The organism is Levilactobacillus senmaizukei DSM 21775 = NBRC 103853 (genome assembly GCF_001592085.1).
Lineage (GTDB): Bacteria > Bacillota > Bacilli > Lactobacillales > Lactobacillaceae > Levilactobacillus > Levilactobacillus senmaizukei.
Genome location: NZ_BCWD01000001.1, coordinates 44,323 through 60,282, shown reverse-complemented (window position 1 = coordinate 60,282; position 15,960 = coordinate 44,323). Strand labels below are relative to the sequence as shown.

General features: G+C 50.3%; 16 protein-coding genes and 1 pseudogene. 11 read left to right on the top strand and 6 right to left on the bottom strand.

Annotated features, from left to right (window positions below):
- Positions 1-78 precede the first annotated feature (78 nt).
- The gene (locus LSE01S_RS00295; protein ID WP_061775631.1) at positions 79-375 is read left to right on the top strand and encodes a hypothetical protein; all 297 of its coding nucleotides are present in this window, start codon (positions 79-81) and stop codon (positions 373-375) included.
- 31 nt (positions 376-406) lie between these two features.
- Entirely contained in the window at positions 407-1,645 is a 1,239-nt protein-coding gene (gene codA, locus LSE01S_RS00290) for a cytosine deaminase (protein WP_061775630.1), read from the top strand.
- A gap of 63 nt (positions 1,646-1,708) precedes the next feature.
- Here codA and LSE01S_RS00285 read toward each other — a convergent pair whose 3' ends face one another.
- Positions 1,709-2,194 carry a hypothetical protein gene (locus LSE01S_RS00285; RefSeq protein ID WP_061775629.1) on the bottom strand — a complete coding sequence of 162 codons (486 nt, stop codon included), beginning with the start codon at positions 2,192-2,194 and terminating at the stop codon, positions 1,709-1,711.
- A 274-nt stretch (positions 2,195-2,468) separates the two neighbouring features.
- On the opposite strand from LSE01S_RS00285, the pseudogene LSE01S_RS00280 reads away from it, so the two are divergent.
- The 5 genes and pseudogenes from LSE01S_RS00280 to LSE01S_RS00260 all read left to right on the top strand — a co-directional run.
- Positions 2,469-3,161, top strand: a pseudogene (locus LSE01S_RS00280) (ribonuclease H family protein); the annotation flags it as partial.
- A gap of 77 nt (positions 3,162-3,238) precedes the next feature.
- Positions 3,239-3,697, top strand: a complete 459-nt coding sequence (locus tag LSE01S_RS00275) for a VOC family protein (RefSeq protein WP_061775627.1) — start codon at positions 3,239-3,241, stop codon at positions 3,695-3,697.
- A 90-nt stretch (positions 3,698-3,787) separates the two neighbouring features.
- Complete coding sequence (locus tag LSE01S_RS00270; RefSeq protein WP_061775626.1) at positions 3,788-4,393, top strand: sugar O-acetyltransferase; 606 nt, start codon at positions 3,788-3,790, stop codon at positions 4,391-4,393.
- A gap of 312 nt (positions 4,394-4,705) precedes the next feature.
- On the top strand, positions 4,706-6,322 hold the full coding sequence (locus LSE01S_RS00265; RefSeq protein ID WP_305775253.1) for a BCCT family transporter: 1,617 nt from the start codon (positions 4,706-4,708) through the stop codon (positions 6,320-6,322).
- Positions 6,323-6,421: 99 nt separating this feature from the next.
- A complete protein-coding gene (locus tag LSE01S_RS00260; RefSeq protein ID WP_061775624.1) occupies positions 6,422-6,880 on the top strand; it encodes a universal stress protein in 459 nt (152 codons plus the stop codon).
- Between the two features lie 48 nt (positions 6,881-6,928).
- On the opposite strand, the gene LSE01S_RS00255 is transcribed toward LSE01S_RS00260, so the two are convergent.
- Positions 6,929-7,321 carry a DUF488 domain-containing protein gene (locus LSE01S_RS00255; protein WP_061775623.1) on the bottom strand — a complete coding sequence of 131 codons (393 nt, stop codon included), beginning with the start codon at positions 7,319-7,321 and terminating at the stop codon, positions 6,929-6,931.
- Between the two features lie 58 nt (positions 7,322-7,379).
- Here LSE01S_RS00255 and LSE01S_RS00250 point away from each other — a divergent pair, with 58 nt between their 5' ends.
- A complete protein-coding gene (locus tag LSE01S_RS00250; RefSeq protein WP_061775622.1) occupies positions 7,380-8,024 on the top strand; it encodes a DNA-3-methyladenine glycosylase in 645 nt (214 codons plus the stop codon).
- Positions 8,025-8,037: 13 nt separating this feature from the next.
- Positions 8,038-8,889 carry a helix-turn-helix transcriptional regulator gene (locus LSE01S_RS00245; protein ID WP_061775621.1) on the top strand — a complete coding sequence of 284 codons (852 nt, stop codon included), beginning with the start codon at positions 8,038-8,040 and terminating at the stop codon, positions 8,887-8,889.
- 70 nt (positions 8,890-8,959) lie between these two features.
- Here the strand turns inward: LSE01S_RS00245 and LSE01S_RS00240 are convergent, their stop codons facing one another.
- The 3 genes from LSE01S_RS00240 to LSE01S_RS11035 form a co-directional block, all read right to left on the bottom strand.
- The gene (locus tag LSE01S_RS00240; protein ID WP_061775620.1) at positions 8,960-9,682 is read right to left on the bottom strand and encodes a demethylmenaquinone methyltransferase; all 723 of its coding nucleotides are present in this window, start codon (positions 9,680-9,682) and stop codon (positions 8,960-8,962) included.
- A gap of 19 nt (positions 9,683-9,701) precedes the next feature.
- Positions 9,702-10,496, bottom strand: coding sequence for a type I methionyl aminopeptidase (gene map / locus LSE01S_RS00235; RefSeq protein ID WP_061775619.1), 795 nt, complete (start codon positions 10,494-10,496; stop codon positions 9,702-9,704).
- Between the two features lie 128 nt (positions 10,497-10,624).
- A complete protein-coding gene (locus LSE01S_RS11035; RefSeq protein ID WP_169790362.1) occupies positions 10,625-10,801 on the bottom strand; it encodes a hypothetical protein in 177 nt (58 codons plus the stop codon).
- A 204-nt stretch (positions 10,802-11,005) separates the two neighbouring features.
- On the opposite strand from LSE01S_RS11035, the gene LSE01S_RS00230 reads away from it, so the two are divergent.
- Entirely contained in the window at positions 11,006-12,427 is a 1,422-nt protein-coding gene (locus LSE01S_RS00230) for an MFS transporter (RefSeq protein ID WP_061775618.1), read from the top strand.
- 71 nt (positions 12,428-12,498) lie between these two features.
- The gene (locus tag LSE01S_RS00225) at positions 12,499-14,217 is read left to right on the top strand and encodes a phosphoenolpyruvate carboxykinase (ATP) (protein ID WP_061775617.1); all 1,719 of its coding nucleotides are present in this window, start codon (positions 12,499-12,501) and stop codon (positions 14,215-14,217) included.
- 775 nt (positions 14,218-14,992) lie between these two features.
- Here LSE01S_RS00225 and LSE01S_RS00220 read toward each other — a convergent pair.
- Positions 14,993-15,958, bottom strand: a complete 966-nt coding sequence (locus tag LSE01S_RS00220) for an electron transfer flavoprotein subunit alpha/FixB family protein (protein ID WP_061775616.1) — start codon at positions 15,956-15,958, stop codon at positions 14,993-14,995.
- Positions 15,959-15,960: the final 2 nt, after the last annotated feature.

The following is a 15,960-nucleotide window of genomic DNA, read 5'->3' as shown; positions in this document are numbered from 1 at the left end:
CAAGCATAGCATAGCGGAGAAACCGGTGCGAACATTCTGGCCTATAAAGTTATTCATAGCGGGGTGGGGGGCCTTTATATGAGCAAAATTACACAACATTTGGTAGGATGGCTAGCCGGCGGCATGGTGGCCGCCTGGTTGGCTTGGCTGGGTGTGACAGATACTTTGTATCAAATAATTCCCAGCGAACCGATCATTTTAACACTCGGAGTGGTGGTAACTATGATAAGCTTGATAGGGATTAGTCGAACAGCTAGGCGCTGTTCGCAGGGGTGGTTGGTCCCGGCAACCGTGGTTGCTTTCTTTGTGGCGACGGGGTTACTGATTGATCTCACCCTGTTAGGTTTTGGCCTGACGATCCCGGGATTTTACTGAGTATAGGTAAATAGGAGGAAGATTAGCACTTATGTTAATTCAACACGGACTGATTGAAAATGCCAAACAACCACAAGACATTCGGATTACGGACGGTAAGTTTGCGGCGATTGCCGACCACTTAAGCCCTGAATCGGGGGAAACGGTTATCGACGCCACCGGTAAATTAATTTTGCCGCCATTCGTTGATCCTCACGTTCACCTGGACAGTACGATGACTGCCGGTGACCCAGAATGGAATCAATCTGGGACACTGTTCGACGGTATTCGGATCTGGTCCGAACGTAAGAAGACGTTAAGCATCGAAGACGTCAAGACCCGCGCACGTCAGGCCTTGGAACTCCAAGCCGCTAACGGTATTCAATTTGTACGGTCTCACGTGGACGTAACCGACCCTGATTTAACGGCTTTGAAGGCCTTGATTGAGGTTCGTGATGAAGTCAAAGACTTTATCGAGTTACAACTGGTGGCGTTCCCACAAGAGGGGATTCTGTCATTCCCTCATGGAAAGGAATTAATGGAACAGGCGGCCAAGTTGGGCGTCGACGTGATCGGGGCAATTCCTCACTTTGAATTCACCCGTGAATACAGTGTTGAGTCGCTGCATTTCGCTGTTGAATTAGCCCAAAAATACGGTAAGCTAGTTGATGCTCACTGTGACGAGATTGACGATCCCGCCTCCCGCGGATTGGAAACCTTGGCCACCTTAGCCTTGGAAACGGGTTTGGGGGACCAAGTGACGGCCAGCCACACCACGGCGATGGGGTCTTACAACAATGCCTATGCGTACAAGTTGATGCGTTTGCTGCAGATGTCACATATCAATATGATTTCAAATCCACTGATCAATACCCACTTGGGTGGCCGGTTCGATACGTATCCTAAGCGTCGTGGGTTGACTCGTGTGAAGGAACTGAATGCTGCCGGAGTTAACGTGGCTTTTGGGGAAGACGACATTAAGGACCCTTGGTACCCAATGGGGAATGGCGACATGTTGGACTCGTTGCATATGGGCTTGCATGCCGCGCAGGTCATGGGCTACGATGAAATCATGAACTCCTACGAATTCGTGACGACTCACGGGGCCAAGGCCATGCACGTGCTAGACCACTATGGTTTGAGTGAAGGTAAGCCAGCTAACCTGGTGATCATGAATAACAATAACTTCTATAACGCGTTGAACGAGCGCTCAGAAATTCTTTACTCTATTCACCACGGTAATGTGACGGTTAAGACCGATCCTAAGCAGGTCCATTTAAACTTAAAGTAACTAAATTAGCGTAGGCGAAAGGCGGCGTGGAGATTAATTCTCCACGCCGCCATTTTAGTTAGCTTATTTCTTAATATGTTTCACCTTGTTTACCCGTTTGACGTCAGTCACGCTAGCTGGCTTAGGGGCAGGTGTTACGGGCTTTTTCTTTTCATGATGTAAGATGCGCAGTTGTTCCTTCAACGTGTCGATTTCGGTGGTGTGTTCTTGACGCCAATCGACGTAAGAAGTGGTTGAATCGGTATCGCCGGGCTTCAAACCGGTGTTTAACCAGAAGCAGGCTTCTGATAGGCTGGCGAAGTTGTGAATCCACAGCGTCTGACCATTGTCGGAATCAAAGGCCACATATGAGCGGAAATGTTTTTTTAAGAAAGTGTGCCGCCGAATCTTAAATGCTTCACGCTTACGAGTTAGCCGGTAATCGGGTAAAATATATTGACCGGAGACGGCTAATTGTGGAAAGCGTTCGTCGCGTTGTTCACGCTGATCTTTCAGCATGGCCCGAGCTTGATCGACGGTGATAATGGTGGCGCGTATCGGATTTTTCATGAAAAACCCCCTCTAAGATTTCGTGAATTAAGTGGTTCTGAGTTCTCCGATCATAATTCACCCTTACTAGGATAGCATAATATAAAAGTTATGAGAATAATTTACACTTTGAAATTAATCTTTTTTAAGTTTTCTCACGGAAAGTTGGCTCAACAAATTAATCGGTCATCACAACAATGGTAACGCATTCACTAACTTGGCCCTATTCGATTTGGCAGAAAAGTTGGCAAAGTATGGTAAACTAGTTTAGATTAGTTTGAAAGTGGGGGTTCAAGTGGGACAGAAATACTATGCCGTTCGACAAGGTCGACAGAGGGGAATTTACCGAAATTGGCCTGAGACCCAGAAACAAGTTAGTGGATACGCCGGTGCGCGGTACAAGAGCTTTATGACGTTGGCAGAAGCCCAGGCTTTTATGCGGGCAACGCCAACGCAGCGGGTGGCCCGACCGAGTCAGCCCACACAGCCACAGACTACCCGTGCGGCCGTTCCAGCAACGATCACGGTCTATACCGATGGTGGGTCCCGAAATACCGGGAACGTCGCTGGTGGCCACGTGAGGGCCGAAGATAAGGCCGCCTGGGCGTATCGGATCGAACTGGCCAACGGTGAAGTCGTTGCCGACTCTGCCGGTGAATTTGGGGCCAGTAATAATCGAATGGAAATCATGGCTTTTCGCAATGCCCTACGGAAGTTGGCAGAACTTGGGCTGACAACCAGTGGGATTAAATTCGTTTTAGACTCCAAGTATGTCTTGGATGCCGTACGGCTTGGCTGGTTAGCGGGTTGGAAGCAGCGGCAGTGGCGCCGGAGTGCCGGGCCATTGGCTAATGCAGAATTATGGCAAGACGTGGACCAGTTACTAGGACGGTTCACGGGTCTCTCGTACGAGTGGACCAAAGGACACGCGACCAATCAGGGGAACGTGTTTGTGGATCACCTGTTAAACCAAACGATGGATCAAATGTGATTGATCGGGGATGGTTCGGCCGAAATGCGACGGTTGAATGACCTTTAATTAAGTAGATGAATGGGGTTCCGATGATGCAAGCAAAAATAATTCCGTACCTGGAATTCGAGAATACAAAGGACGCAATTACCTATTATCAGGAGGTTTTTGGCGCCACTAATGCCTATCGTGTCAGCCCAACGGCGGCTGAAGCGGAACAATTGGGCTTGGAAGCTAGTGTGGATCTAGAGGCCATCACCATGCGTGGCGGGTTTCAAATCATGGGCGTGGATGTTCAATGTGCCGATGCCTTAATGGGCCAGCCAACGTCGTCAACGTTGATTTCGTTAATGTTAACGGTTGACGAAGATGATAATGCGGCCGTCAAAGCCTTAGGCGAGCTGTACCAGCGCCTGGTTGACGCTGATGTTAAGGTTATCAGTCCCTACATCAACATGGCCTTAGGGGGCAAAATGGGGCAGGTCGTCGACCAATATGGGATTACTTGGATTTTACGGGAACATCCCCATACGATGACAGAAACAGCTGAATAAATCCTAAGTGAGTTCGCGGTGGTTGCCGAGGACTCTTTTTTTGTTGCCGGTGAGAGTGGTATCATGACGATAGAGGAGTGATTTTTAGATATGACAACTGCACGTGAAGCGATGACGGCCGGTCAGCCCTATAATCAATTTGATACAGAGTTGATCAACCGGCGAGTAAAGGTTCGGGAAGCATTACAGGCCACGAATCAACTGGCAGATAATCAGCAACGTAACGCGGGTTACCAAGCTATGATTAAGGATAGCGGGGCCGACTTCTTCGTTGAAGCTGGTTTCAAGTTTGATTATGGCTGGAACATCCACATCGGCGACCATTTTTATGGCAACTATGATATGACGTTTCTTGACACTTGTCCCATTACCATTGGGTCACACTGTTACTTTGGGCCCAACATTGGTCTGTATACGCCAGTCCATCCCTTAAATGCCAAGGCGCGAGTAGCTGACGTTGAAATGGGGGCACCCATTACTATTGGCGATAATGCTTGGTTAGGTGGTCGGGTGACGATTTTACCAGGAGTCACGTTGGGTAATAACGTGGTGGTTGGTGCTGGTTCGGTTGTCACCAAGTCCTTCGGCGATGATGTCGTGATTGCCGGAAATCCAGCGCGGGTCATTAAGACCATTGATAATGGCGCCACGGGGGATGCTGCGGCCGTGGAACAGTGGCCAGATTTGCTGAAATAGACCGGGATTTTCTGGGGCCCCTAAATTCTCATCAAATTCTTAGATTGTAGTTATCATCGTCGATGTAACCGGCTACATTTTCACTTTAAAAACTTATTAATGACCTAGATTTTACTTATCGATCGCTCTGCGTATAATAGACGTTGGATATTGATTTAACGAGATTGACGCAGGCATTTTGTATTTAACGCGGTAGCGCTGTACAGGTGGCTCGGATGACGACCCCAGGAACAGCGCTTTTTTTGTACAATCTCACCTGAACAACATCCGCTGGGAGCTGGGCTCCCAGGAAACAAATGAGGAGGATTATTTATTTTAGCGCGTAAAAATATTGATAAGTTAGTATTCGTACCAACCATCGTTTTATTTATTCTCGCGTCATTGCTGTTTATCCTAGGTGGCGGCCAATTACAGGCTGGCCTAAGTTCACTTTTAAACTGGATTGATACTCGCATGTCATGGGCTTACTTGATGGTGTACGTCGTCAACTTCTTATTTTTTATGTATTTGGCTTTTGGAAAATTCGGTAAGATTAAGTTGGGTGATCCCGACGACAAGCCCCACTACAGCAACTTTCAGTGGGGGAGCATGGTATTTGCGACGGCGATCGATGCCAGCATCCTGATGCTGTCGATCGTTGATCCCTTACGGTACGTGCAACACCCAGCGTTTGGCTTCAAGCCATTCTCAAGCAATGCTTACGGCGCTGCGCACATGCTGGGGCAGTTCAACTGGGGCCCGATGGCGTGGATGATGTTTGCACCAGCCACGATTGCGATTGCTTACGTGTTATACGTCAAGCATGCTAAGGTCCAACGAGTTAGTGCGGCAATCACCAGCCTTCAGGGTGATAGTCGGGGCAAGGTCATTGCTCGACACGTCGTGGACTTCTTAGTGGTCTTTGGTATTATGGGGGGGATTGGTTCATCCGTCGGGATGGAAATCCCCATCATTTCCAAGGTGCTCAGTCGACTTACCGGTGTCCAAGACAATTTAATGCTAAAGATTGAACTCTTTATTGTATTGTTTATCCTCTTTGCTGTGACGGTCTTTCACGGCCTGAACGGGGGGATTAACCGCTTGAGTTCCGCCCATATTTGGACGGCCTTGGGTTTGTTGGCCATTATTTTAGTGATTGGACCAACCGTGTATATCTTAAATTCTGAAACCAATAGTATTGGGTTAATGGCCCAAAAGTTTATCGCAATGTCGACCAACACCCTACCAAATGGTGGGGATAGCACGGCTCAGCAGGAAACAATTTTCTACTGGGGCTGGTGGTTATCCTACATGCCTGTCATGGGCTTGTTCATTGCCCGGATCTCTAAGGGACGGACGATTCGTCAGGTCTTAGTCGGGATGTTAACGTATGGGGCCTTGGGCTGCATGAGTTTCTATGCTATCTTCGGGGGTTATTCCTTGTGGCTCCAACGGACCGGTGCTGTGAATTTGGTCCACATTCTGAATACGCAAGGTCAAGCTGCCGTGGTTGCCACGGTGATTGCCACCTTGCCATTCAAGATGATCATCTTGGCACTGTATTGTGTCTCTTGTTTTATCTTCCTAGCAACCACGATTTCATCGTCAGCGTTCATCGTGTCATCCTTTACCAGTCTTCACTTGGATGATGGTCAAGAACCTAGCCGTTGGAACCGGATGATCTGGGTGGTGGTCTTCATTATCTTCTCCTTCGGGATTGTGATGGTGGGGGGCTTCAAGACGGTCCAAACGGTCTCGACGATTGCCGGGTTCCCATTGATGTTTGTCTGTGGCCTGTTGTTGCATTCAATTTGGCACATGCTAACCGAGAAGGAACGGGCTGTGGCTCCCGTCACAGTTCCGCATCCCGTGGTTATGCGCCGGAGTACGGTGGAATTACCGCGGGCGGTTCAGGGACCGATGATTCTTTCGCCTAATCACGCTAGCTAAACCTTTAAACTGAAAAGATTGTGAAAACGTCCCAGTAAAGTGGGGCGTTTTTTAATTAACTATGATACAATTAGGCCGACTATTTATTGGAGGGGTTCGATGACAGACGAGAATAATAATCCGTTGTTCTTCCGGCGGATTCTAATCACGATTGATGAGGATGATCGACCATCGACTAGTCGGGCATTTCGGTTCGCGATGACGATGGCACGGGATTATCAAGCCCATCTGGGAATTGCTTCCGTCATGGAAAACAATGATATTAGCATTTACGAATCACTGATGCCCGCTAAGTTAAACGAGCGGCGGGATCACTTGAAACGCATTGTTGCCACGTATGCCGAACAAGCCAAAGACTTCGGCGTTGAGCAGGTGCGGTCGATTGTGGCCGAGGGCGGTGACGTTGACGACGTGGTTTTAGACAAGATTGTCCCCGATTTCGAACCCGACCTGATTGTTTGTGGGGCCGACGTGGACTTTGCCAGTCACGGTCGTCCGGGTGCCATTGGGTTACGGTTGGCCAAGAAATCGACGACATCCGTGATTGTCATTCGCTAGGCATAAAAAAACGAGGCCAGGACCAGTGTCCTAACCTCGTTTTTGTCGTTAATCTAATAGCCGGTCATCGGGAACCAAGGTGCGGAGTTCGTGAATCAGAACTTCCTTTAAGATGACTGCTTGGTTATGTTCTTCGTCCTTGGCACCATACAGTAAAATGACGTCTTGGTCGGGGAGAATCTTTTCTACTTGTTGAATGAATTCGGTGAGGGCGGGGTTGATCTTCAGCTCGGCACGATACCGTTCATTAAACTTTGGAAATTTTTCCGGTTCATGGTTGAACCACTTTCGTAATTCCGTGGTGGGACCAACTTCCTTGTTCCAGTCGTCGAGGTGGGCATTTACTTTTGAAATGCCTCGTGGCCAGAGCCGATCGACTAGGACCCGGTAGCCATTGAGATCTGCCGGTTTAGTATAAATACGTTCACACTTAATTGCCATAAGGATACTCATCTCCAATGAGTCTAGTTTAACATAGTCGAAAGGGGAGCGTTAATGGATGAATAAGTCGTTAGGTGAGTTTTATACCGGTCGACCAACCGCCGAAATTGCGGCGGATCTACTGGGACATGAATTAATTTATGAAACGCCAGCCGGCAGGATTAGCGGTTGGATCGTGGAGGCTGAGGCCTATTTGGGTGAGCAAGATACTGCAGCCCATGCCTTTAACGGTCGGTACACGGCGGCTAACGCCGCGCTGTATGATGCTCCCGGTACCATTTATATTTACATATTGCGGGGCTATTACATGTTAGATATTGCCACCCAGGCTGAAGGGACGCCTCAGGGGATCTTAATTCGGGGCATCGAACCACATCAGGGATTGAATCTGATGCAACAAAACCGGGATAAGCCGATTCCAGATGTTACCAATGGTCCCGGCAAGTTGACGGCTGCCATTGGACTGCAATCCAAGGATTTGAACCGCACTTTGTTGGGGGCCAACAATTTAACGATTACGGCCGATGCAACCCGTCAGCCGAAGCAAGTGTTGGCGACTTCACGGGTCGGTGTGAGTGATGGCAGTTGGCAGGATCGTCCGCTACGGTATATTGTGGCGGGAAATCCGTTTGTCTCGGCCAGCCGTAAGCGGGATTGGGATCGAGAACAGCATGGCTGGCAGCCGGACAAAACGCAAAAGTAAGGACTGAGTACGCGTGAATATTGATATTTTTATCGAGACCCGTCGGCGATTACACCTCTCACAACAACAGCTAGCCAAGGGCATTTGTACCCAGGCTACGCTGAGCAAATTTGAACGACGTGGTCAGGTGCCGGCTATCAAAATACTATTACAATTATGTGAGCGCTTGGAGTTGACGCTCAATGACCTCTTTCCACTGGACCAAGGCGACGATCCTACCGGGACCGCGGCCTTAGAACAAGCCGAGTGGGGCCTACTTCAAGGCGAATTCGACCTGGTCCGGGAGCAACTCGGTCAAGTCAACCACGTGGAACGGGGAACTCAGACCTTTCAGATGCGGTATTACTTCATTAGAGGTTATGTAACAGCACTGGATGGCGGTACTATCACGGACGCCCTGTTTGATTTTTCTCAGATTCTTGACCACTTTGACGAGGGGCACCATACCCTATACGCTTTGTTGGCGTATGCAGGAACGGGGATTGCTTATCAACAGGCGGGAGACAACGATCGAGCAGGATTCTATTTCCAACGAGTTACCGAGGACCTGGTAGAACTTAAATTACGGCCACGTCAGGGCGTTTGGCGAATCTTAACGGTCTTGTACTACACCGCGCGGTTTTACGGCGAGACGGGAGAATTAGGCACGAGTAACGACCTTTTGAATCGTGGGGTGGCCCTTTGCGCTGAGTATCACGTAACTTATTACGTGGCCCGGATTCTCTATCAGCGGGCGTTGAATACGCGTCGCCAGGGTGGCGAGCCTGCGGATATTCATCAAGACTTGCGGGACGCGGCGGCCTTTGCCCGCCTCAATGGTAATCAAAAACTTCTAAAAAAAATTACGGCGATCGATCACAATTAATGAGATCGAAAAGGGCCAGTCATGGTTGCTCCCTTATGGGAAGACCATGACTGGTCCTTGTTATTAGGGTTTATTGGTAGGGTTTGGTGCCGAAATGCACGGCGGCCGCACCGAAGTTGAAGCTTTGATAGTGGACGTGGACCAGTCCGGCCGTGTGAAACATCGCCGCCAACGTTTGGACGTCCACGAACTGGTGGGTCGAACGTTGCAGATAGTTATAGGCCCGGTACTGGTGGACAACGACGCGGCCCATCAACGGGACCAGCTGACCGAAGTAGAGTTGCCAACCAGCGTGAATCACGGGATTTGTGGGTTGCGACGTTTCTAAACAAACCACTTGGCCCCCCGGCTTGACGACGCGGGTTAGTTCGCTCAAAACCTGGTTGGCATCGGGAACATTTCGCAGGCCAAAGCCAATCGTTACCACGTTGAAGGCATTATCCGGATAAGGGAGCTGCATCGCATCACCCTGTTTGAGGGTAATCCGATTCGCAAACCCGGCCGTGCGCACCTTGCGATCGGCTAACGCTAGCATTTGATCACTAAAATCCAAGCCAACCACCTGACCGGCCGGGCCCACCGCTTGCGCCAGGGCGAGCGTCCAGTCGCCGGTGCCGCAACAGACGTCTAGCGCAAAATCACCGGGATGGATCGTCATGCTGGTCATGACCTGGTGGCGCCAGTGGTGATGTGTGCCTAAACTGATCAAGCTGTTCATTCGATCGTACTGCGGGGCAATTTGATTAAAGAGTTGCTGAACCTGGTGTTCAGGCGTATGGTTTGTCAGGCTCATGACCGGTCACCTCACCAAATTAGAGTAAGTACTTGGCATCAAAATCGGGGTCTTGCGACGTTAGGATCTTGGGACCATCCTTGGTGATGACCAAGGTGTGTTCGTATTGAGCAGACAGGGACCCATCGGCCGAGACATAGTATTCCCATGAGTCGTCTGGCGTCATCTTTGACGAAATTTCCCAGGTTCCCAGGTTAACCATGGGTTCGATGGTAATGGTCATCCCTTCACGCAAGCGCAAACCATGGCCGGCTTCACCGTAGTGGGGGACATTTGGTTGTTCATGCATGGTGGGTTGAATGCCGTGGCCGATCAGCTCACGGACATCGCCCATGTGATTCTTATTTTCGACAAAGTCTTGAATGGCGTGACCAATGTCACCGATCCGGTTGCCCACCGTGGCTTGGTCGATCCCTAAGTACAAGGCCTTCTTGGTCACGTCCATGAGGTGCTTAACGTCGTCGGAGACTTCACCGACCGCGTAAGACCAGCAGGAGTCACTTTCGAAGCCGTCTAAGTTGACCGTCATGTCGACCTTGACGATGTCGCCATTCTTTAAAATAAGTTCCTTACGAGGGATGGCATGGGCCACTTCATCGTTAACACTGACACAGGTGGCGTACTTGTAGCCTTCAAACCCCTTTTCGGAAGGCGTGGCACCGTGTTCGGCGATGTAACGGTTGGCAAAACGTTCGATTTCCCAACTGGAAATACCTGGCTTGATGATATCGCGGAGGCCCTTGTGGACTCCAGCCAAGACGGCCCCGGAGGCCGCCATCTTTTCAATTTCACGAGCTGACTTAATGGTTATCAACGTGTTACCTCCTAAAAAATTTTCTTCTCTTCTAATCTACACCTAATGAGAACTTTCAGCGAACCGGATTCCCTAAAAGGGATGAAATTGAAGAACGACCGAACGAAGGGTCTCGTTCGGTCGCTTGACTACTCAGCCTTAAGGCGATTGATGTTTCCAGTGTCGATTTGTTTTAAGATATGCTTGGCCTCGGTAATCCGGGCGTCACAAAGGAAATGCATGGCATTGTCCTGGTCGTCTTGAGCCTGTTCCATTTGTTCAGTTAAAAAATCAATCTCGTCAGTTAAATATGCAACTAAATCCATAGTCTGCCCTCAATTCCTTGCGTAGTCCGCTGTGACCGATGAACATCAGTCATCAATTAATTCTATTGTAACAAAGATTAACAGATAAGTAACTTGATTGAACAGGTCACCCCTGGCACGATCAGTTTACAGGGGACGTCAAAAGGACTACGATAGTTACTAGTTGATAATGTTTCTAAAGTAGACGTGAGGGGAGCGGATCGAATGCAACAAGCAATTGATTTGAAGGGGCGGCCATATAGCCATTTGGCTTTCATATGGACGTTATTAGCGGGAACCTTTACCATGTCGATCAGTCAATCGTCATTATCCACGGCTTATCCGACCTTAATGAGGTATTTCAATATTCCGGCGTCAACGGTGCAATGGCTCACGACCGGCTTCATGTTGGTGATGGTGGTCATGATGCCGGTTAGCCCATGGCTGTTGAACAATATCCGTTTCCCAGTGCTCTTCGTAACGGTCTTGGCCCTGTTTGATGTGGGGACCTTCATCATCTATCTGGCCCCGAGTTTTGGCTTGATGATGCTGGGACGGGTCATGGAGGCCATGGCCGTTGGGATTATGTTTCCCTCGTATCAAACGGTGATGCTTCGGATTACACCGGAAGACCAACGGGGGAGTGTCATGGGCTTTGCCGGCCTGGTTATGGGATCCGCACTGGCCGTTGGCCCAATTATCTCGGGAATCGTGTTGAAATATACCACGTGGCAAGGCCTATTCGTAGTCTTCATGGTGATTATTACGGTGGTCTTCCTGATCGCACTTAAGACGATTAAGGATGTGATGCCGGCCCATGCCTCCAAGCTGGATTCGGGTTCCGTCATCAGTAGCCTGGGCTTCATTGGCATTCTCTACGTGGTCAATCAGACGGGTAAAGCCAACGTCAACTGGGGTTGGATGATGGGTCTGCTGGTCGTGAGTGTCTTGGCCGTGGCCTACTTCGTTTGGCGGCAATTTCACGTCGACACGCCACTCTTGGACTTACGGGTTTTAAAGACGGTCAACTTCGATCTGGCGGTCCTGTTGACGGGGGCGTCTTACATTGCCCTGATTGTCGTGACCATCATCTTCCCATTGTATTATCAAGAGGTGTTGGGATTATCACCATTTGCTTCGGGGATGGCGCTGGTGCCGGGGGCCGTGGTACTCAGTCTCCTGAATCCGTTAACGGGTAAATTAGCGGACCGGATCGGCTTCAAGGCCACCATGCTAGCGGGGATGACCATGATTGTCTTCGGCTGGTTGTGGTTGACCCTAGTCGGGGGGCGGCAATCCTTGGTCGCCATGATCTTGACGGCAGCTTTAATCGAGGGTGGTAATGCCTTTGTGATGATGCCAGCGGTGACCTTGGGGGCCAATTCGCTACCGGATCACCTGATCTCGCATGGGACGGCGGTGATTACGACGGTGCGACAAATCCTTGGCTCGACGGGGGTTGCGGTGGCTACCCTGGTCTTGGCTGGAGTGACGGCCAGTCGTGCAAAGGCGGGCTCGGCCAGTGCTGCCTTGGTCGGATACCGGGCCGTCTTTGCGGCCTTCCTGGTCGTGGCCGTCGTTGGTTGGGTCTTCGCCGTTCTCCTGCGGGATGGTCGGCAAACGGCCCAGAAAACCAGGAACGATTAAAGAAGTCGCTTCCCTCAAAGTTAAAACTAAGCTAAAATGGCGAATAAGACAGTTGTGAAAGGGGCTTTCCCATGGAAAAAACTAAGGCGATTGATTTGGCATCCTTCTATGCCAACCCAGACCGCAATGTGGCGGTGCTGAACTTCAACGCACACTTCATTACCAATATCTTTGACTTGGTTAACAGCGAGGAATTAGCGGCATTTGTTCGCTTATTCTTAAAGGACCAACGTGACAAGACGCCTGACGATGCCGAGGCTAAGGATACCTTCAACCTGGCATCACCGGAAGTCTACTTAGCCACGGTTAAGGCCATTTTAACCGATAGTCCAGACGCTTATGCGCAATACCAGCCGGCGGAAATTCTGGCCAGCATTGAAGCTCTGTATAGTTACTACCGGGCCTACCTGCGGGTTGCCACGATGACGGTTAAGCATAACGATGTCGTCAGTGCCGAATTTATGACGATTGATCAACGATTTAATAACCTGGTTATTCGGCTATACCGACAGATTGAAGAAAAATTACAAGGACATGCCAACCATGTTTACCGGCAAGTGAATGCGGGGTCCAGTGCGTGTGTCCTGCTACAAAAGATTAACTGGCCAGTGCCTGCGGGTTACGAGGACTTACGAGATATCCGCTTCATGAGTCGCCTGATGTTGCGGCCACCAATGATGCTGCATACCAAGAGTAATAAGCGTAAGGGGCACTTCACCCCAACCGCAACCAACCCCATCGAACATTTTACTGGGACGAAAGACGATTGGTTCTGTTACCCAGCTATGATCGGTGAGAGCTTGGCTTACATTTATTTCCACCGGGACTATTTGGCTTCGGGGATGGCCCTAGCCAACCTGTTCAAGCTGGCCGACCATGCCCGGATCGAAAATCACAAGCCAGATCTGGTTCTGATGTTCGGGACACCCGGTTCTCAAGGCGATGACCAACCGGCTAACGGTCATTACTTCTACGATGCTGAAAACGACCTTTATGTGGGTCAGGTGCCGTACAACGATGACACGACTTACTTTGGCTACATGAAGAAGATGTGTTTGACACTGCACAACTTGCACATGATTTCGAAGCACAAATTGCCCATCCATGGCTCCATGGTCAAGATTACCTTCACTAATGGTAAGACTAAAACGGTGGTCTTCTTCGGTGATTCTGGTGCCGGAAAGTCCGAGTCGATTGAGGCGCTACAAACCGTCGCGGATGAGGAAATTGTGAACATTGAAACGATCTTCGACGACATGGGGAGTTTTACCCTGGAAGACGGTAAGCTCTATGCCCAAGGGACCGAAACCGGGGCGTTTGTCCGGCTTGATGATCTGAGTAGTGAAGTGGCCTTTAACAATATGGACCGTGGGATCTATATGAATCCCGAACAAAAGAATGCCCGGGTCATTATTCCAGCCAACAGTTGGCCTCGGGTCGTTGCGCACCATGAAATTGACATGTGGGTTTACGCGAACAACTATGACGATGCGGTGGGTATTCACCGGTTTACCGATGAAGCAACCGCCAAGGATACCTTTGTTGCTGGGAAGCGACGGGCCCTTGGTACTACCGACGAAGTGGGGATGAGCACGACCTTCTTTGCCAACCCATTCGGCCCCGTTCAAGAGGAAGCGGCGACGCGGCCAATTATCGATAAGGTCTTCGACCGGCTGTTTAAGGATGATGTCTATGTCGGCGAAATCTACACCCATCTTGGCAACGACAAGTCACAAGACAAGTTGAACGAATCGGCCCGCGAGCTGCTACAGGTCCTACTCGACCTTTAGACTGTCGCTGTTTAGTGGTCATTGGTCGCTCCCGACGATGGGCTAGAGGCTGGAACGTGGTGCGCTCGTTTGGAAGCCAAAGGGCGGTCTTCCAAGCCGGCGTTGCCTAAGCGAGGAATCTACTCACCAAGGCATTTTCACCACGGCTGCTTTGACTTGGCATTCTGATTTTGTCAGGAAGGCTAGTGTTCATTGGCCGCTCCCGGCGGTGGGTTAGAGGCTGGAACGTGGTGCGCTCGTTTGGAAGCCAAAAAGCGGTCTTCCAAGCCGGCGTTGCCTAAGCGAGGAACCCACTCGCTAAGACAATTACACCACTGAGCCTCGCTCACCTCTGGTCGCTTAGAATTGTCATTCTGATCGGAATGGTTAAGTGACTTGAGGCGAGTGGTGATCTGGAATTATACGATCGTGAGTGGTGTCTTAAGGGTGGACAGCAGTGACTGCCCTTAGCTCCGCAATTTAATCAATTAAGACAAAATAAATACACCTAACGGATGTAATCCGCTAGGTGTATTTTTACGTTTTATTGTTTTATTGTTTTATTCGTTTGCTCTTTAGTCATGACAGCGACTAATGGTGAGCCGAGGGTGTGGCCGGGGCTCAACCGTGTCGTTTCTCTTGGGCCGGTGGGCTTACCAGGCCTAGAGAAAGGCCAGTCTTTGAGACGTTCCTTGGCTCAAAGCTGTGCCCACGGCGTTCCAGCCCGTCAAGGCCACATCTTCGGCGGACGTTGTCCACCATCTTAATTGAATCAGAAAACTAAGATCTTAAGGTCCTAGTTAAACTGACTCAATAAGGCTGTCATGAAGGCGGAGGCATCGCCGACATAGCCGTAGTCGGCAACATCGAAAATAGGGGCATCGGGATCCGAGTTGACGGCCACGATGGTCTGGGAATCTTGCATACCAACCAAGAATTGAACGGCACCACTGATCCCGAAGTTCAGGATCAGCTCGGGGTGAATGGTGTTTCCACTCTGGCCGATTTGGTCATCGTGGGTGAAGCGTTCCTGGTCGGTTAATGGCCGGGAAACACCAATACGACCGCCTAGTTTTTCAGCTAACTTGGTTGCGGTATTAATGGTCGTGGCACTAGCAGCCCCCCGGCCTAAGGCAACTACGCGGCTGGCATCGCCAACCGTTGTCGCCGTATTAACGACCGGCGTTGCGGTCTTTACTTGTAGGCGTTTAACGGGGTGGAAGGTGATGGTTGCGGTCGTGACGGTTGCGGCACCATCGGTGGGTTCAGCCACGAAGGTGTTGGGCCGAACTGTCGCCATTTGTGGTCGGTGATCTGGGCAGATGATTTCACACATGATGTTGTCCCCATAAGAGGGCTTGGTGGCTACCAAGGTATCGTCATCGAAACGTAAGTCCAGGCAGTCGGCCGTCAAGCCGGTTTGCAGCTTGGCCTGTAGCCGCGGTGCAATCGAGCGGCCCGTGATGGTGGCCCCGAACAGAATTGAGTTTGGTTCGTTGCTCGTCACGAGTTGTTGCAGGGCGTCGGCAATTTCGGCATCGGTGGCTGTCGGGAATCGGTCATCCTTGACGATCCGGATTTCATCGGGACCGTAAGCCTTGAGCTCGTCTTCTAGGTGATCCGTCGTGGCTTCAAAGAGGACCGCAACGGTATGCATTTGGTCGCCGGCAAGATGCTTGGCTTTGGTAATCAGTTGTTGCGTCGTGGGTTCAATGTGGTCAAGTCGTCGTTCAGCGACGACCCATAATTCTGGTTTTGACATAC